This window comes from Chitinophagaceae bacterium (assembly GCA_007695095.1).
Taxonomy (GTDB): Bacteria; Bacteroidota; Bacteroidia; order Chitinophagales; family REEL01; genus REEL01.
Map to the genome: position 1 here is coordinate 15,577 of REEL01000123.1, position 18,779 is coordinate 34,355.

Annotated in this window: 18 protein-coding genes; 11 read left to right on the top strand and 7 right to left on the bottom strand. The window is 35.9% G+C overall.

Features of this window, described 5'->3' with window-relative positions:
* Nucleotides 1-35 precede the first annotated feature (35 nt).
* The gene (locus tag EA412_09675; protein ID TVR77960.1) at nt 36-1,700 is read right to left on the bottom strand and encodes a hypothetical protein; all 1,665 of its coding nucleotides are present in this window, start codon (nt 1,698-1,700) and stop codon (nt 36-38) included.
* Nucleotides 1,701-2,081: 381 nt separating this feature from the next.
* Between EA412_09675 and EA412_09680 the strand changes: the two genes are divergently transcribed.
* Nucleotides 2,082-2,510: a hypothetical protein gene (locus EA412_09680; GenBank protein ID TVR77961.1), complete on the top strand. Its 429-nt coding sequence runs from the start codon at nt 2,082-2,084 to the stop codon at nt 2,508-2,510.
* A gap of 360 nt (nt 2,511-2,870) precedes the next feature.
* Nucleotides 2,871-3,383 carry a hypothetical protein gene (locus EA412_09685; GenBank protein ID TVR77962.1) on the top strand — a complete coding sequence of 171 codons (513 nt, stop codon included), beginning with the start codon at nt 2,871-2,873 and terminating at the stop codon, nt 3,381-3,383.
* Between the two features lie 393 nt (nt 3,384-3,776).
* Here EA412_09685 and EA412_09690 read toward each other — a convergent pair whose 3' ends face one another.
* The 5 genes from EA412_09690 to EA412_09710 form a co-directional block, all read right to left on the bottom strand.
* Complete coding sequence (locus tag EA412_09690) at nt 3,777-5,363, bottom strand: NAD(P)/FAD-dependent oxidoreductase (GenBank protein TVR77963.1); 1,587 nt, start codon at nt 5,361-5,363, stop codon at nt 3,777-3,779.
* A complete protein-coding gene (locus EA412_09695; GenBank protein ID TVR77964.1) occupies nt 5,363-5,806 on the bottom strand; it encodes a response regulator in 444 nt (147 codons plus the stop codon). Before EA412_09695 ends, EA412_09690 begins: the two co-directional genes overlap by 1 nt.
* 122 nt (nt 5,807-5,928) lie before the next feature.
* A complete protein-coding gene (locus EA412_09700) occupies nt 5,929-7,293 on the bottom strand; it encodes a hypothetical protein (protein ID TVR77965.1) in 1,365 nt (454 codons plus the stop codon).
* Nucleotides 7,294-7,491: 198 nt separating this feature from the next.
* On the bottom strand, nt 7,492-9,156 hold the full coding sequence (locus tag EA412_09705) for a T9SS C-terminal target domain-containing protein (GenBank protein TVR77966.1): 1,665 nt from the start codon (nt 9,154-9,156) through the stop codon (nt 7,492-7,494).
* 178 nt (nt 9,157-9,334) lie between these two features.
* Nucleotides 9,335-10,585, bottom strand: coding sequence for a hypothetical protein (locus EA412_09710; protein TVR77967.1), 1,251 nt, complete (start codon nt 10,583-10,585; stop codon nt 9,335-9,337).
* Nucleotides 10,586-10,640: 55 nt separating this feature from the next.
* Between EA412_09710 and EA412_09715 the strand changes: the two genes are divergently transcribed.
* Nucleotides 10,641-11,213 (top strand): sigma-70 family RNA polymerase sigma factor, encoded by a 573-nt coding sequence (locus EA412_09715; protein TVR77968.1) that lies wholly within the window; start codon nt 10,641-10,643, stop codon nt 11,211-11,213.
* 2 nt (nt 11,214-11,215) lie between these two features.
* Nucleotides 11,216-11,482 carry a hypothetical protein gene (locus tag EA412_09720; GenBank protein TVR77969.1) on the top strand — a complete coding sequence of 89 codons (267 nt, stop codon included), beginning with the start codon at nt 11,216-11,218 and terminating at the stop codon, nt 11,480-11,482.
* Here the strand turns inward: EA412_09720 and EA412_09725 are convergent.
* A complete protein-coding gene (locus EA412_09725; GenBank protein TVR77970.1) occupies nt 11,479-12,228 on the bottom strand; it encodes a sulfite exporter TauE/SafE family protein in 750 nt (249 codons plus the stop codon). The genes EA412_09720 and EA412_09725 overlap by 4 nt on opposite strands.
* A 71-nt stretch (nt 12,229-12,299) precedes the next feature.
* Between EA412_09725 and EA412_09730 the strand changes: the two genes are divergently transcribed.
* From EA412_09730 to EA412_09760, 7 genes are all read left to right on the top strand, one after another.
* A complete protein-coding gene (locus tag EA412_09730; GenBank protein ID TVR77971.1) occupies nt 12,300-13,052 on the top strand; it encodes an NAD-dependent epimerase/dehydratase family protein in 753 nt (250 codons plus the stop codon).
* A 3-nt stretch (nt 13,053-13,055) separates the two neighbouring features.
* Entirely contained in the window at nt 13,056-13,784 is a 729-nt protein-coding gene (locus EA412_09735; GenBank protein TVR77972.1) for a type III pantothenate kinase, read from the top strand.
* Nucleotides 13,774-15,084 carry a hypothetical protein gene (locus EA412_09740; protein TVR77973.1) on the top strand — a complete coding sequence of 437 codons (1,311 nt, stop codon included), beginning with the start codon at nt 13,774-13,776 and terminating at the stop codon, nt 15,082-15,084. Before EA412_09735 ends, EA412_09740 begins: the two co-directional genes overlap by 11 nt.
* Nucleotides 15,085-15,145: 61 nt before the next feature.
* Entirely contained in the window at nt 15,146-16,525 is a 1,380-nt protein-coding gene (locus EA412_09745) for a tetratricopeptide repeat protein (GenBank protein TVR77974.1), read from the top strand.
* A complete protein-coding gene (gene lptC, locus EA412_09750) occupies nt 16,477-17,166 on the top strand; it encodes an LPS export ABC transporter periplasmic protein LptC (GenBank protein TVR77975.1) in 690 nt (229 codons plus the stop codon). The genes EA412_09745 and lptC overlap by 49 nt, the downstream gene beginning before the upstream one ends.
* A gap of 16 nt (nt 17,167-17,182) precedes the next feature.
* Nucleotides 17,183-17,425, top strand: coding sequence for a hypothetical protein (locus EA412_09755; GenBank protein ID TVR77976.1), 243 nt, complete (start codon nt 17,183-17,185; stop codon nt 17,423-17,425).
* Between the two features lie 36 nt (nt 17,426-17,461).
* The gene (locus EA412_09760) at nt 17,462-18,727 is read left to right on the top strand and encodes an HlyC/CorC family transporter (protein ID TVR77977.1); all 1,266 of its coding nucleotides are present in this window, start codon (nt 17,462-17,464) and stop codon (nt 18,725-18,727) included.
* Nucleotides 18,728-18,779 lie beyond the last annotated feature (52 nt).

The window sequence follows — 18,779 nt, forward strand, 5'->3', positions numbered from 1 at the left end:
ACACAAAACAGGAGAAAATTTTAAACCAATAATGACTATAAGTTTTCAGCCTCAATAAATTCAATCCTTGGAAAACGGGAAAGTTTTCTGTTTCTAGCTTCACCGTTTATTTGGCGGATAACCTCCCTGCGCGAAGATTTTCTTAGCTTGTACTCAATCGTATCTCCGGCAAATGTAATGGCTGTGTTGTAGAGGTTGTTTTGAGCATTTCTTGCTATAAGGGATTCAAAATTTCGCTGTAAATCCTGTTCTTTTGAGCGGATTAGAAAAATCAATCCTAAATCCTCTTTTGAATACGTAACCACATACAAACTTTCTGTTGGTGTTTCAAAAAGTTTCCAATTATCTGATTGTTTTAGTGCTTGCATATGCTGAGGAATATGCACTTCATGATTTCCGACAGCAAATTTTTTATACACTCCTGTATTGTTCCAGTTTTCCCGTTTCCCCCTTCCAGGTATATAAAAGCAGGAATCTATAACTGAGGCTTTATCATCTAAAAAAAGCAGGGTTTGCCGTGCAATTATCTGTGTACCTCTCCAGGGCTGAGTGCCTCCTCCACTAATCAGGTAACCCGGTCCTCCGCTATAAATTTCAGGAGTTGAATTATGTCCCCGGCCGATAGCCAAATAATAATCCCGATCTTTTGACAAGGCTTTTTCTACTAAAGCTAAGGGCGGTCTGTAATCTGTTAACAATGCTATTAAACCGAAATGACGGAGATGATTTGTTTCAACTCCTTTCGTATGCCGGGCAGCATCCATCCAGACTTTCATGATTCCGCTCATAGGATCTTGATGAAACGTTCTGAGCTCTGCTCTGGAAAATTGTCTTCTAAAAGGGGGGAATCTTCTTAGATTTTTGCTGCTGTAGGTGTATTCCCAAACTAACTGATCCAATAGGTTTTGAGTTGCGATTTTGATATCTTCAGACTCTGCAAATGAATGAAGCACCAGTAAAGCATTGATTGAATATCCTGAATACGGTAAAGAGTTAAATTCAAAGAACCCTCCTTTTCGCAACTCATTTACATGATTTAATAACCACTTTTCCAATCCGTTTTCAATATTGTTATACTTTTTATCATCACTGACATTTTCATACATCCACTGGTTTTTCAAGTAGCGTGAGGTTTCGCTCATCAAAATATGGTTTTCTGTTTCCCTCATAACTCTAAAAGTACGGGGTGTTTTTAAAGCCGGCTTTCCTCCACTGTGAATCAAAAGGTTTTGGGCAATGTGGTTTTGTGTTTCCGGATATAGAATGTCCGGCTTATCTCGAAAAGTATATAACAACACACATAAGGGAATTTCAGTAAAATCATAGTCGCCGCGTGGATTTAGTATCCAACGGGTGCCACTCCGCCCCCAGGGTTCCAGACTTTTAATATATTCATTTACTTTATCAATTTCATTTCCACTTAAAAGCTTTGCTATCATTATTCGGGGCTCTGAAACTTTGCCCCGCGTTTCCCAATCGCTTAATATTTGATTTGAGTAATAAGCCGTAAGTGAATGTTCCTCTGCCGAAATTCTATTTCCTAAACGTTCTGAATACTCAAGTACGGGAAGCTCTTTATCAAAATTAGCTCCCAAAGGCAGGCGATTTTTACCAAAGTAATAGCTGCAGGAAACAAGCAAACTTATTGAAAACAGCAGGATTAACTTTATCAAAAAGCTTCTTAAAAAATTAAAGTTCATAAAGTATCAAATAATTGAATTTAGTTTTTCACGTGCAAACAGGAAAACGTCTCTAAGCATAGAATCGTTTATACAAACATAAATGTTCTTTAAGTAATTAGCAATGTAGTGATGAGAAAGTAAAAAAGATTGAAAGTTAAAAGGGGAAAATTGGCTGTGGCAGTTAATGGACAAATTATGATGGTCAACGGAAAATAAAAGGGGTGTTCCTTGACATAAATTGACTACTTTCGGCTCAAGTCATTAGCTCAAGCCATGACCTGAGGAACTTTTGCTTTTTAGGGAAAAGCTAATATCTTCGAAAAATTAGAATATGCTCATTTTTTTTACTTTTGTTAAGCGTTTAAAAATGTTGCAAACAAACTTAAAAGAAGTAGCTACATGAAATTAACGGAAGGACAAATAAAAGATATAGCCGAAAATCTTGACATGGGATTGTGTTGTTATTACCACCTGAAAACGGGTGAAATTGAAGTAGCTCCAAATTTTAATGATGTTGACTGGATTGGGCAAGATACCGAACCATGGGAAGAGACTCTGGATAAATTAGATGAAAATTGGGGTGACTATTTCGAATTTGAAAAAATGACATCACATGAGAGTTTCGAAGTAATGTCCGATTTTGCAGAGTTAGTTGATAATCAGAATATACAAGACAAGTTATTTAAAGCATTGAATAAATCCAAACCATTTCGCAACTTCAAATGGGAAATTGATAGCTCAGGTGAATACAGACAAAAATGGTTCGATTATAAGAACCAAAGACTGATTGAATTTGTAAAAAACCAGATAGAACTGCATAACCGATAAATTACGAATTGAATAACTGGGGTTAGACGAATTTAAAGAGAAAGTTCTGAATGCCGAGAAGGGTTTCTTAGCATGTGCAAGCTTTTAACCCATATTTAGGTAGCTTTACCAAAAGACAAAGAAACGGTTTCCTTATAAACTGATAAGTTGAAATTTTTTGATGCATCAATTAAATTAGTTAAATCCAAAATCTCCAATTCACAGGCATTATTAAAGAGTGTGATAAATCAGGTATTTTAGGTTTGTCCTTCGATAAACTAAATATTCGATCCAAATCTTTTTTTAAAATAATCAATTCTCAATTCGCGATTCGCGAATTGAGAATTGATTATTAACTTTGTTGTTATAAATCTAACAAGAATGAAAAAGCATAGCGGCATGCGGCCACATGACATCGTGATTTTGTTAAAGATAGCGGCTAAAAAAGATACGCCTTGGTTAATGAAAGATTTAGCCATTGAATTGGGTATCAGTGGCAGTGAAGTAAGCGAAAGTTTGAACCGTTCTTCCCTGGCAGGATTGATTACCAAAGACAAAAAGCACTTGATGAAACTTGCTATTTTAGACTTTTTGACGCATGGTTTACGCTATGTATATCCTCAGCATCCCGGAGCTAAAGTCAGAGGTATGCCCACGGCACATGCAGCACCCCCATTAAATCAAGAAATTGTAAGTGAAGAGGCTTATGTATGGCCCTATGGCGAAGGAACCGTTCGTGGAGAATCCATTGAACCTCTGCATCCTAAAGTGCCGGAAGCTTGTTTGAAAGATCCTGAATTTTATGAATACATGGCTTTGTGTGATGCTTTACGCGTAGGACGTGCAAGAGAAAAAAATAAAGCCATCGAAATACTTCGTGAAAAACTATGTTAAAGAACACGCAAATAAACAGAATAGCAAGACATTGGCAGAGCATTTAACAAACTCAATAGAGTAAAACATTACATTAATCACCAATTCAGCGGTGTAAATTTGAACAGCAGTAAAATGCAAGACCCAAAAGTAGTTTATGGTATACAATGGAAACACCTTCACTATCGCAAGTCTTTAACCAAAGCCATATATTAAGCAACTTGTGCCTTTCAAGAAAGAGACCGATAAAAACTCAAAATATTAAAAGCCCTTTTTACTCCTTTAAGAATTAATCATATTTAAAATGTATTTGTTAGAGATTAAAAGTAACTTATGAACTGCAAAATTGAGGACTTTTGGTGGCTTTTGTGCAGTAAAAAAAGTTTTGAGAAAATTGTAAGTACCCCTTTTTTCCTACTTCATCACCTCTTTCAATACATTTTTATTTAAAATAACACCGGCAGTTAAAACACCCGAAAAAGCAGCACCTCCAACCCCACAGCTTACGATATCCTGGCCACTTAAGTAAAAGTTTTTTACCGGTGTGCGGGGTTTTAAAAACTTTTGTTGAAAACGAGCCGGGCTGTGATCTATTCCATAGATTTCTCCTTTGTCGTAGTTTACAAAGTGTTTGGTCGTTAATGGAGTTGATAGCTCGTAATAATCTACTTTTCCTCTCAAGGCGGGCTCTCTTTTGTATAATTCTTCCAACAATCGGATGGATAAAGATTCTTTCAGCTTTTCGTACTCTTCTCCTCTTTTCATCCATTTGGTGTCTTCCCACTTTTGAAAAATTTCATAGGGCAACAAAGTAATGATATCAATGGTGCTTTTCCCTGGATAACGATTACTCCAGTCCGGGTCTTTAGCTGAGGGAAAGGAAATATAGACCACCGGAAAGTCTTCGTTAATATCTTTCAGATACTTCCGGACATTCTCATCATGGCTTAGTTGCTCCGGATAAATCCAGTAATTTGCTTTGGGTAAGTTCAACTCTTCCGGACTACCATTTAACCCAATATACAAACAGGCATGAGCAACAGAGGGATTTATTTTACTCAGCTGTTTTTCCAATTTTTGTTTCCGGTATGTTTCTTCAGGCAGCAGTTTTTTATAACTGTTAACAATTCCGGCATTGCTTATGATATTTTTCGCATAAAAGACCTTTCCGTCACTCATTTTAACCCCAATGGCTTTATTGTTTTCAACCACCACCTCTTCTACGTCTGCACTAACCAAGACTGCTCCACCATGCTTATGTAAAACTCCGGCTATACTATCTGCAATTACGGATGAACCACCAACAGGAAAAAATCCACCTGACAAATAATGCCGAACCAAAATGGCATGCATAGCGAAACTACTCTGCTCCGGAGGCAGGCCATAATCACCGAATTGAGCGGTTAAAACTTTAATCAATTCATTGTTATTGGTGAGTTTGCTCAAAACCGCCTGAGTTGTTTGGCTAGCATATTTCAGGAAAGGTTTTCTTAAAAAACTGCCGGCAACAAAACTGACTACCGGCGGCAATGCTTTTTCTACAAAAAAGTTTTTGGAGAGGCCGCTAACCTTAAATATCAAATCTACATAAGCGTCTATGGCCTCTTTATCCTCCGGAAAATATAATTTCAGCTTTGCTTTAAAGTTTTTAGTACCCTTTACAAAATTATAGATTTTTTCACCAATCACTATTCTGTCATAAACTTCCCCCATGTCTGCCCATTTAACCTTGTTGTCAGACACATAATCAAAGATTTTTTTTAACGCACTTTTATCATTATCCACACTGCCGATATAATGAATTCCCACATCCCACTCATAGCCTTTTCGTTTAAAAACATGTGTAAAACCACCGGCAGTATAATGCTTTTCCAATACTAAAACTCTTTGACCGGACTTTGCCAGCAAGGCCGCCGTTGTAAGCCCTCCCATTCCGGAACCGATAACAATACTGTCGAAAGGCTCATTAATATTGTATTGCTTCTTGTATGACTGTATCATTATTGAGCTAAAATATTTTTATTAGGAAATTTTACCAGACTCATCCAAAAATACTCAATGGCATGTATCATCTCCATAAAATCATCTATCTCCAAAGGTTTTGATAAAAAACAGTTTGCCTGATAGTGATAGGCAAGGTTTACATCTCTTTGCGATGAAGTAGTAGAAAGTATTATAATAGGTATGTGTCTTGTTTTATCAGAGCTTTTTAGAATTTCCAATACTTCAAATCCGTTCTTTTTTGGTAGATTTAAATCGAGTAAAATCAGCTCCGGGCTTTCCGACTCCATAAACTTACCTCTCTTAAAGACATAATCGAGTGCGTCGATTCCGTTTTTAACTACAGATAGCGAATTGTTAATTTCGCTCTCTTCAAAAGCCTCTTTAGTTAAAATGATGTCTCCCTCATTGTCTTCAACCAGTAAAATATGTATCCTATTCATGTTACTTATTTAATGGCTTTTAGAAAATTCATCTTTGCCGGATGTTTTTTACTTTAAATTCAGAATTAGAATAGTTTAACTGTAGAAAATTCTTCAATAAAAATATTAAATATTTTTGAAAATTAACCTTTTTCAATCACCGGGATTGTAAAATAAAAAGTTGTTCCCTTGTTTTCCTCTGACTCCAAGCAGACTTCTCCACCCATACTTTCTATAGCTTTTTTTACAATTGCCAAACCAATTCCGGTTCCACTGTATTCATCTTTATCATGCAGTCTTTGGAACAAAACAAATATTTTACTAAAATATTCTTCCTCTATTCCGATGCCATTATCCTGAACTTTAAATTTCCAATATTCCGGTGTTTTTTCACAGCTAATCTCAACAATTGGTACTTCGTCCTTTTTACTGTATTTTAATGCGTTACTTATCAGATTTTGCAAAACTTGTGTAATCAGCAACCTGTATGAATAAATCTGTGGTAATTGATTCGTTTTTATTAATGCCTTTTTTTCTTCTATCAAGTTTTGGTGTGAACCAATAATGTCATTTACAACCATCTGCACATCAAAAAGCTCAATTTCTTTATCTGTAATTCCGGTTCTTGAAAAATCAAGTAGGTCAATAATGATGTTTTTCATCCTCTTGCAACCGCCCACAGCCAAAGAAATATATTGTCTGCCTTTGTCGTCAAGTTTGTCATTATATCGTTGCTCCAATTTGCTGACAAAACCACTAACCATTCGTAAAGGTTCCTGCAAATCGTGAGAAGCAACATAGGCAAACTGCTCAAGCTCTTCATTTTTTTGTTCTAACTTCTTTACCGAGGCGCTTAGGCTTTCTTGATTCACTTTTAGCTTATTTCCCAATTCTATTTGTTTATCTAAACTGGCCTCTAGACCAAAAAACAGTTTGGGAATTAAAAATGAAAAAACAGCGCTCAAAAAAAGCAGATTAGCTGATACGGCTATCCAGTGTTCTATTTCAAAACCTTCAACCTGCACGGTAGTTTCATAAGGAATAAGGTTAAACTTAATAAAAACTCCAACTAATAAACAAACAAAAAGGTTAACGTAGAAGCTTATAAAGGCATTCCTGCTATGAAAAATTAATATAAAAAAAATGGATACTGCCAGCAGATAAAGTAAACCCGGTCCTGAATCATCAATAAAAAACAGCAGGAATACGCCTGAGCTATAAGCGATGAAACAAAAAATCCGTTTTCTCCAGATTACCGGCAAGTCGGTAGGTGCTATAATCAAAATTAAAAGAACTAAAACAGCTATGTCGAATATAACAATGGCAATACTTCCCACTAACAATCCCATAAAGATTCCGGGGATTATAGCAATTAAAGTTAAAGGCAATATATAGCTCATTGTAATGGCAAATAGCTTATCCCGCCAATATGATACATCGTTTTTAGCGTACCTGTTTTCTGTACAGCGTAATTCAATACCTTTACGGTACTTTTCCCAAAAATTCATAATAAAATACAACCTGTCTTTAAAGTCAATTTGTAATAATGGAGCGCAGCTTTTAAAGGGATTTTGATTGTTCGCTTAGAAGCTCTTCTTTTAGTAATACTTTTAATCCTCTCGTAAAGGTTACAAATTTTCTTAAAAAAAAAAGAGCCTTGCTGTTAACAAGGCTCTAATATAATAGAGTTTCTAAATAAGTTTTTTTTATTGCTTAATAAACCTGCTTTGCATTAAAACATCATTTTCTGAAATAACACGGATAAAATAAATCCCTTCAGTAAATTCTGCTGCATTTATTTCAATATACTCAGCGTTTAAATTCGTTTGTTGCTCTAAGTAAACAATTCTCCCGTTACCGTCAAAAATTGTCACAACTACCTGCTCAAGTCCTATTAGCTGCTCATGGTTAATTCTAAGGTAATCATTAACCGGATTTGGATATGTTTTTACTGTATTAAAGGTTTTAACCTCAAAAACTGAATTCACTTCCTCATCAAAAAGCACATCAGCAGTAAATGTAGCGATACATCCATTTGCATCTGTTACAGTAAGCGTATACTCACCATATTCCAAATCTGTAATTTCACTCGCTTCTCCTCCATTGCTCCACTCATAAGAATATGGATCGGTACCTCCACTTACAGAGGCCTCTACTGATCCATCTTCACTCTCGTTTGTAGTGGCATTTACAACTGTTAATACGGCTGTAATAGGATCCGGCTCTCTGACATCGGCCTCTCCCGTTACTTCACAATCATTCGCATCTGTTACAGTTACTGAGTAAAGCCCGGCTTCCAGTCCGCTGATTGTATTATCAGTTGATCCGTCTTGCCAAAGAATGTCAAAGGGCGCAGTACCACCACTAATATTTACCATAGCTGAGCCGTCACTATCACCAATACAGGTTGGCGATACAGTGGTGAAATCAATTGTTGGTGCATTTGGAAAAATAAGCTCAACGCTGGCTGTTTCTTCGCAACCTAAGCTATCTGTCACAGTAACGCTAAATAATCCACCACCTAAGTTAAACACCTCAGAGCCGGTATCTCCTGTGTTCCATTGATACGAATAAGGCTCAATACCTCCGGTTGCTACAACCGCTGCTTCGCCGTTTTCCTCACCACAGTCAGGATTTACGGATGTTATATCTAATGTATAGCCGGGGCATGGATCAAAAACTTCTTCACACATAACGGCAAATACTGCATGAGAAACAGCTAAACCCCAGCCATCAGTAGCATCATTATACGGAACCCAGTCACCGGTATTCCATAATTCCCAGGCAGAATTTGGTGCTCCGGGTCCTCTGTCTGTTGTTGTCAACAAAACAACTGTATCATTGGGAGCATAAGAAAACTCTATGCCTAAATAAAAATCATCGTTAATCGGTTGTGGGTTTGAGAACTCAACAACAAATGGTGAACCTGAGTTTGCAAAACCTACAATATCGTCATAAAAAATTTGCTCCGTCATAATCACATTTCCCGGCTGACCATTAGTTCCGGTATTATCCCAAACATTTACAGAAAAAGTTGCTGTCGGCCCTGAAGAACTGGCTGCCGAAATAAACAGCAATGCGCTGTCTAATGTGTTTCCCGGATAACTATTCTGAAAGAAATCTGCTTTTGCCACATCTCCAAACTCGTTTTGGCCGGCAACATAGCCATCATTCGTCATGTAAATAATAAATGAGTCTGTTGCCGTAATGTTTGTTAGCGTTTCGCAAATAGTTGTGGAAGAACTGCCCGCACTAAATAAGTTCTGAGGATTTATGGCTGAAGCATTTGAATATTGCTGAGCATTTCTGTCGGCCTTAACAGTCAAAATACCTATACTTAAAAAAAGTACGCTTAAAAAAAGTTTTTTCATAATGTTTTTAATTTAGTTAGTTTTTAAATTCAGACCAAATATAGGCAATTATTCCCTTTAACGAGAATCAAGACATAAATAAATTATATATAAACTAAAAAACAATGGGTTAACATTGTGTTATTAAATAAATTTAACACCTGCTTACAATAAAAATAGTGTCATATAGACCATAGTACTACTTTTCCTTTTCACTACCTAAAAAGAATAGAAAAAACAGAAAAAAAGCTGCCCCAATCTGAGTTTCCAATGGATGCTCCGTCATAAATGAAGTAAATTGAGAAAACTGAAAAGCTAAAGGTGTTAATAAAACATAATTCTTTTTAGAAAAAAATGGAAAGAAGGTCATTAAAAATAACATTAAAAGTGTTAAAACACCACCACCTATAAAAGAAAATAAAAATTGATTGTGGGGAAGGGTTCGGTTTTCTACCGGAACTTCCGGTTTCAGCTTTTCATAGGCTCCGTCAACAGCCTCTCTAATATCTCCGTATCCGTGACCTGTAAAACCACCTTCTTTGGCTGCTATAAGTCCCGCTTCTAAAGAAATCAGCCTTCGCATATCTGAATAAGCGACCTCCCTCTCTCCGGCTTTATACATACCAATATCGTGCTTCATATAATGATATTTTTGAGCAAAAGTCGGGATGGTGTGATATGCCAGAAATGGCAGTGCAATTAAAAACAGGCAACTGATAAATATAAAAAGGTATTTTTTTCTTCTGAACAATTCTAAAACCAGTATTAGAAAAAGCCCCCCATACAATGCCAGCAAGCCACTTCTTACGGCCAATATGTGCAGATAAACGAAACAAATTAACAATACAATCACAAAAAAGTACCACAATTTATCTGCGAAAAAAGGCTTTTTAATCAGCTCTGTCAAACAAATAAATGCGGCTAAAGCAACCAGGAGACTAAACCGAATGTGATGAATAGGAGTAGGTAAAACTTTAGCATACTTATAACTCTCCATCACATTTTCAAAATCAATAATAAAATTAAAAACAGAAAAAGAAATGGCAATCATCACTATACACAGAAAAATAATTTTCAGAAGCCGGAAATGATTTTTATTTAAAATGGCAAAAGCTCCCAAAGTCAATGGCAAAATCAAAAACGGCAATTTAATCCGCAGTCTCTCCAAAAAATATTCTGTATTTGAAGAATATAACCCACTGATCAGCACTGAAAGAAAATATAATATTGAAAACCAAAATAAGGGGTGATATAAAAATATTTTTTTATCAATTTTTTTCTGAATAAAAAAGGCGACTGCCAATAAAGGAAGTAACGCTGTAGTTATACTTAACAGGGCCTTTGAAAAAAAAAGACCTGCAAAAAAAAGGGTACTTGCAAAAACAACTAATGCAGAATCTCTGCTCAAGTTACTTTCCTGTTTAAAAGATTGTAGATACCTTTGAACCAACTTTAAAAAATTTTATTAATTCTATGTATGATAAGTTTAACTTTGAAATTGAAAAGTGAAAGATAAAAAACAAAATAAACAAAATAAGGACAAAGTTTTTGAAAAAGAATTTTTTCCGCATATAGAGGCCCTTTATAACTTCGCCTTTCACCTTACGTATAACGAGGAGGATGCAAATGATTTGGTGCAGGAAACTTTCCTGAAAGCTTATCGGTTTATAGATTCATACGACCAGGGAACGAATGCAAAGGCATGGTTGTTTAAAATTTTGAAAAATGCATTCATTAATGAATACAGAAAAAAAGTTAAACAGCCTTCCAGAGTTGACTATGAGGAAATTGTAAATTATCACAATACCGATGACGATGCAAAAGTAGGAAGCCTGGATCTAAGACAGGATGTTTTTCAGGATATGTTGGGAGATGAAGTTACCAAAGCCCTGAACTCATTACCGGTTGATTTTAAAACAGCCATATTACTGTGTGATGTAGAAGGATTTACTTATGAAGAAATTGCTCAGATTGTAGACATTCCAATAGGCACTGTGAGATCAAGATTACACAGAGCAAGGCAAATGTTAAAAGATGTTTTAAAAGAATACGCTCAAAACTTAGGTTATAAATTGTAGATATGAATAGAAAAGAATGTAATAAGCATGATTGTGATGAAATGCTTGAAAAGGTAATGATGGCATTAGATGGTGCTTACAGTCATGAACAGGAAAAACAGTTTTTAAAAGATATTCAACATTGCTCTTGTTGTTTAGAGATATACGATATTGAAAAAAACTTTAAAACTTTTTTATGTCGAAAAGTACACAGAAAAAAAGTCTCTGAAGATTTAGTAAACGGAATAAAGAATAAAATAAGCCTGAGTATTATTTCCGGAAAAGACTAAACGGCAATAAAGCTGATCCAAAATAAACGAGCTGACATAATAACCAACACAGCTACCAACACCCGCTGAATACCTAAATGTCCCAGACGGACAGACCACTTACTACCAAACCAGCCACCAAAAGCCATTCCCACAGAAAGCATTATTCCACTCTCCCAGTTTATATAACCTCCATAGGCAAACAGGATTAACACAAAGAGAGTAAAAACAAAATTTACAAATACTTTTATAAAGTTTGAATGAACAAGATTTAAACCAAATAAAACCGGTATTAAAATCAACATAATTACTCCAATCCCGGCCTGAATAAACCCCCCGTATATACCCAATAAAAAAAACACGACCGCGGCTACCGGATTTTTATGCTTAACCTTAGCTATAAATTCAGCTTTGGGCTTATAAATCATTAAAAAAGCAATCAGCAACATAACGATGGACAGGGTAAGATTAAACCACTGAGAGGAAATATGTATAGCAATCCAAAAACCAACTACCGACCCTAAGACTGCGAATATTGAAGGTAATATTGACAAGCGAAATTCAGAAATTCCGGAATTTTTCAAGCTCAGAACTGAAAAAAAAGACTGCACTAATACAGCAAGCCGGTTCGTGGCATTAGCCTCCACAGAAGGTAATCCTAAAAAAATTAATGCGGGCAATGTCAGCAAAGAACCACCACCGGCAATAGCATTTACTAAACCGGCAAAAAAACCAACTGCAACAATTAATAACAATTCAATTAACACCCCTTATTTTTTGACGAAATTACATAATTCCAATTTATATTGCCTTTCTAAACTAATTTGTAAATTCAAAAATGCTTTGCTTAAGAATATATACTTTTACATTGAGTTTAAGTATGAGAATTAAGCTTTTTAAAAGCCTTTATTTAAAAAATATAATGGAAAAAGAATCGAACATAAAAAATGGAAAAGTTGCTTTAGTTATTGGTTCTACCGGGCTTATAGGTCAGCATCTCACAAAATTGCTGCTTGAAAACCCGGACTTTGAGTCAGTTAAAGTGTTTGTTAGAAAAAAATCTACCTTGTATCACCCGAAGCTAAAGCAAATCGTCACCGATTTTGAAAACCCCGACAGCTACCGTGAGCAACTGAGTGGAGATTATTTGTTTTGTTGCTTAGGCACAACCAGGAAAAAGGCCGGATCTAAAGCTGCGTTTAAAAAAGTTGACTATGATTATCCGGTAAATTTTGCCCGTATCGCCTTAGAAAATAATGTCAAAAAAATGATGATTGTTACAGCGATTGGAGCCAACTCGCAATCTACTTTTTTTTACAGTAAAGTAAAAGGCGAGGTCGAAGACAGTCTGAAGCTCATGGATTTTGACCAGTTATTTGTTTTTCAACCATCCCTGCTCTTAGGTGAAAGAAAAGAAAAGCGCTTTTTAGAAAACCTTACTGCTTACGTACTTAAACTTTCCAGCTTCGCCCTTACCGGCTTTTTAAGCAAATACAGACCTATCCCGGCAGAAGTTGTTGCCGCCTCAATGATTGACAAAACAGATATAAAAGAAAGAGGCATCTTTGTGTATCAATCAAATAATATTTAAAAAATGATAAACCTTTGTATTGATGCCGGAAACAGTAAAGTAAAGCAAGCTGTAATTTCAAACAGTAAGATTGTTGAAAAATGGGCCGGCCGAAATATATCTGTAAAAAAAATTTCCGATTGGAGAAAAAAATACCCCTTTGACGGAATTATTTTAACCAGCGTTCGAAATATAAGCGAGGAAAGTCTTTCTTTTTTAAAAAATACAGACGCTAAAAACATTATTGAACTTTCCCACACGACCAAACTACCTTTTTCTATAAATTATGAGCAAGCAGAAAGCTTAGGAAAAGACAGAATCGCTGCCGCAGCTTATGCACAAGGATACCATAATCAAAATTGTATAATAATAGATACCGGAACTTGTATCACTATTGATCTTTTTGATAAAACAAAGGGGTTTATGGGAGGCAGCATTCTTCCCGGCTTACACATGCGATTTAAAGCTTTACATAATTATACAGACAAATTGCCGTTGTTAAGTGCATCCGGCAATTTTAAGGTAACCGGAAATTCAACAAATGAAGCCATAAACAGCGGAGTTATGTTTGGAACACTGCTGGAAATTCAGGGATTTATTAACTATTACAAAGAAATGTTCAAAGAAATTGACATTTTATTAACCGGAGGAGACATGCACTTCTTTGAAACTCAGCTAAAAAATAAGATATTTGCAAATTCTGATTTAGTCATGCTGGGATTAGATAAAATTTTATACTATAATGCAACATAAACTGAAGCACTTTTTTGCTTTTACGATTTTCAATTTTTTATTGGTTTCCTCCATACAAGCACAGGAAAATTCACCATATTCAAGATTTGGAATCGGAGATTTAGACAATGCCGTTACAACACAGCAAAAAAGTTTTGGGGGGCTTGGAGCTGCAGTACAACAAAGAAACCGAATCAATACAGCAAATCCGGCTTCCTATGCATCAATAGGGCTTACAACCTTTGAGCCCGGAATCTTTTTTCAAAGAAGCTCCTACACTTTGGGTGATAGCACATATCAATCTAACGACGCCTCGATAAATCACTTTGCCTTTGCCTTCCCACTCAAAGAAAACTGGGGACTAAGCTTTGGGTTATTGCCTTTTTCAAGAAGTAATTATCATTTTGAAAATACCGGAACAGATACTGAAACCGGACTTACGGTAAATCAAATATTTAAAGGGGACGGGGACTTATATAAGGTTTTTATTGGTTCCGGATATAAGGTTGGAAACCTTTCTTTCGGACTTCAGGGAAATTTAATCTTTGGCAGATATAATCGAATTAAAAAACTGGCCTTCCCGGGAACGCCATTTATGCTTAACAGCCGAAAATTAACTGCGAATAAATTTAGTGTATTTAAATGGGAAGCAGGATTGCAATACAATCTGCCGCTAAGCGAAACTCAGCGTATTGTATTTGGAGTGAGCGGAAATACAGCGCAGAAAATGAATATTACTCAGGATGAAGTTTGGCAAAGATTTACTTTTGTTGAAAATAGAAGAGTAAACATCGTTGATACGATTAGCATATCAACCGGCAACACCTTAGAGTCAAACATACCTGCCGGGTTTCAGCTTGGAGCATCTTATTACATGGGGAGCACCTTCATGGTTGGTGCTGAATTTTCCTGGTCAAACTGGGAAAATTTTGACGATGTGCTTACTCAAAATGCATATAATGATGTTTACAGAGTTTCATTTGGTTTGGAATACACTCCCGAAATGCCAAATCTGGAACAAATTTTACGTCAGGGACAAGAAACCGGTGGTGCCGGAAACTACTTTCAGAGAGTTAGCTACAGGCTCGGAGGATACTTTGGTTCTCAAGGTTTGACAATTGATGGGGAAGAATTAAACGAGTTTGGTATAACTTTTGGACTAGGTTTACCAATGAGAAGCTTTTTTAACAGAATAAATCTCGGACTTGAAGTGGGAAGTCGTGGAGCAAATACAGACAATCTGTTTAATGAAACCTTTGTGAAAGGCTACCTGGGCTTAACGCTAAACGACAGATGGTTCATACGAAGAGAGTTTAATTAAAAATAGTTTTTTATAATTTTGCTTCACAGATATTTAACTTGTTTACAGAAATCATGGAATTATGGAAAAATTAACGACTATGAAATGGATATATTCAGCAATTGTGTCTACATTAATATACAGCTTGTTTTTCGGAAACATTGCTGTAGCTGAAAAAAAAGATGTTCTCGACATCTTCGATTTGGAAAATATTAGCTGCTCAGAATATGGGCCGGACAGCGCATTTACTGTAAGAGAATACTCTCTTTACCGGACACATTTTGATCAGGAAAACTACGAATTAGCAGCGCCACACTGGAGATATGTCTTTAAGAATGCACCTGCTATACGTCAGAGACTTCATATTGACGGTGTAAGAATGTATAAGGATTTTATCTCCAAAGAAACCGATGATGCCAGAAAAGAAAAACTCATAGATACCTTGTTTTTGATTTATGACACCAGAATGAAATGTTTTAGTGAAGACCCTACTGTTTTAGGCTTCAAAGCCTCTGACATGTTTAACTTACGTCCGTCTGATAATGAAGCTATCCGAAAAACCTTTAAACGGTCTTTTGAGTTAGCCGGAAAAGACAACAGACACTTTTTTGTGCACCCCTATATACTTACCGTTGTGCGCGCTGAAAGAGCAAACAATCTCGAAAAAGAAGAGGTAATAAAAGTTTATGAGGAAATGATGGACATCATAGATTATAATATTGGAAAAAACAATGATGTTGCCGGCTTTACGGCTGCCAGAGAAAGGATAGAGCCATTGATTTCAGAATATTTAGATTGTGAAACATTATTACCAATCGTAAAAAGAAATTATCCGGACAATAAAGATAATGCAGAGCAACTTGAGCGCATGTATAACCAGCTTAGAATGGCTCGTTGTCAGTCTGACCCAATTTTCATGAAAGTTCTTATCAGTCTGAACGAACAAAATCCATCTGCTGAAAATGCCTTTAGAATTGCCAATTCATTATCCACTAGTGGCAGACTGAGAGAGTCAATTCCATATTATAACCAGGCTGCAGAGCTTGAAAATGATAGAGCAAAAAAAGCAGAATATTTTCTGGAGCTGGCAAAAGTATACAGAAGACTTGAAAACTTTCCTCAATCCAGAACCTTTGCCCGTCAGGCAATCAACTTAAGGTCATCATGGGGAGAGCCTTACATACTTATCGGGGATCTATATGCTTCCAGCGGCCCTCTTTGTGGGGAAGGAACCGGATGGGATAGTCAGGTTGTAACCTGGATAGCCATAGACATGTACGAAAGAGCTAAGCAGGTTGATGGAAGTGTTGCTTCTGAAGCAAATCAAAGAATCAGCCGATATGAAAAATTTATGCCTTCAAGGGGGGAATCCTTTATGAGAGACTTAACTGAAGGAGATTCTTACAAAATAGAATGTTGGATCAACGAGACAACTACTGTAAGATATGGTCCATCAAACTAAAATTAAATGAACTTGTTTTAAAAAGCTGTAGGTTACTTGTAACCTACAGCTTTATTGCTTATATTCACTATATAATGTCCTTACAGTACCTAAAAGAAGGCTTCGTACTTTCTTTAATTTTATTTGTTACGGTGTTTTCATTTTCCTGCTCAACAAATCCTGATGAGATAAAAGCTCTTTACTCAAAATTGGAAATGCCCGATGAACAAGGCAGAGATGTTCTTATTGTTTACAGCAAAAAAGGAATTATTAAAGCCCGTCTAAGTGCACCCTTATTAATCAGACACTTTGGAGAAGATGATTTAACAGAATTTCCGGAAGGCCTCCACCTGATTTTTTATAATGAGGATGGAGATATAGAAAATGAACTGACCTCAAACTACGGACTCAGAAACGAAAAAACAGAAGAGATGCTTGCTAAAGATGATGTAGTAGTAATAAATAAAAAAGGCGAAAAATTAAACACCGAAGAACTCATTTGGAATCAGAAAACATCCAGAATTTATTCTGAAAAATTTGTTAGAATACAAACGGCTGATGAAATAATTTATGGCGATGGATTAGATGCTAATGAAGATTTTTCAGAATATACCATCTTAAATATCAAAGGAATTATTAACTTACAAGACGAGAGTATTTAGTAAAAAATAAACCGTTATGTGGAATAAACTCAAAATAAAAATAATGCTGGCCACAGCTTTCTTCGGGATAGTGCTTGCTGCTGTCTTATGGATTATGGAGGGCTTTCTTCACAACCATGTTATATTAATTTTCTTATTTTCAGGAATTGCCTGGTCAATATCTTTTGCTTCTACCGTTCAGGAGAGAGTTCAAGAGAGATATGAAGAAGATAAATGGAAAGCCTTTGAAAAAGAGCAAAGAAAAAAGAATTCCGGCTAATCTTGCAATATCTTTGTAAAAAATTACACCTATTAAATGGATAGTATACAAATCCTGATTGTTACAATTATTTTGTCCGGCTTTTTTAGCGGGATTGAATTGGCTTTTGTTTCTTCCAATAAGTTGCAAATAGAACTGGAAAGGAAAAAAGGCAGCCTTTCCGGAAAAATTCTATCCCGATTTATTAAAAATCAGTCTCGCTTTCTCGGCACCACGCTCATCGGTAATAATATTGCATTAATTATTTTCTCGCTTTCGATGTCTCTTTTGCTGGAACCTTTTATCATTGAGCTTGTTCCGGCTTCTATTTCCGGTGATTTCACCAGTTTGCTGCTCATTACATTAATTACCACTTTCGTTGTATTATTTTTTGGGGAATTTCTGCCAAAAATTCTATTCCGGCTAAACCCTAACAGCATCTTATCGTTTTTCGCACTCCCTATCTGGTTCGTATATTACCTTTTATATCCCCTCGTTGAAATAATGGTGGCTCTTTCAAAATTTCTTTTAAATTATGTTTTCAGACTTAACTATACAGATGCGGCACCTGTTTTTAACAAATACGATCTCGAGCACATCATTAAAAACCCTTACTTAAATAAACAAAATGGTGATGAAGATATAAAAACAACCATTTTTGAAAAGGCACTTTTTCTTATAGAAGTAAAGGTGCGAGAGTGTATGATACCGAGACCTGAAGTCATTGCTTTAGAAGTAAAATCAAGCATTCAGGAGCTTAAAAAAACGTTTATTCGGAATAAGGTTTCCAGAATAATAATTTATGACACTAATATTGATAACATTGTGGGGTATGTCCACCATTTTGAATTGTTAAAAAAGCCTGAACAAATAACAGATATCATTTTTCCAATACCGGTTATCCCGGAGTCTATGCCTGCCAGAGATTTGTTGAGCCGCTTTATAAAAGACCAAAAAAGTATTGCCTGGGTTATTGATGAATACGGGGGAACCGCCGGAATTGTAACTATCGAAGATGTCCTGGAAGAAATATTTGGAGAAATTAGAGACGAATATGATCATGATGAGTTTATTGAAAAACAAATTTCAGAAACTGAATATATTTTTTCAGGAAGAATGGAGATAGATTATGTCAATGAAAAATATAATCTTAACTTGCCTGACGAAGACTTTGAAACCTTGTCGGGACTTGTTGTTTCAGGTCATGAAAGCATTCCGGACATGAATGAGGTCATCGAAATTGATGGCTTTGAGTTTACTGTTTTGAATGTCAGTGAAAAGCGTATAGAAACCTTAAAAATTAAGATTTTAGAAAAACAATAAAACATCTTGAACGAAGAAACGTAATTTAAATGACGCTTTTATTTTGTCATAT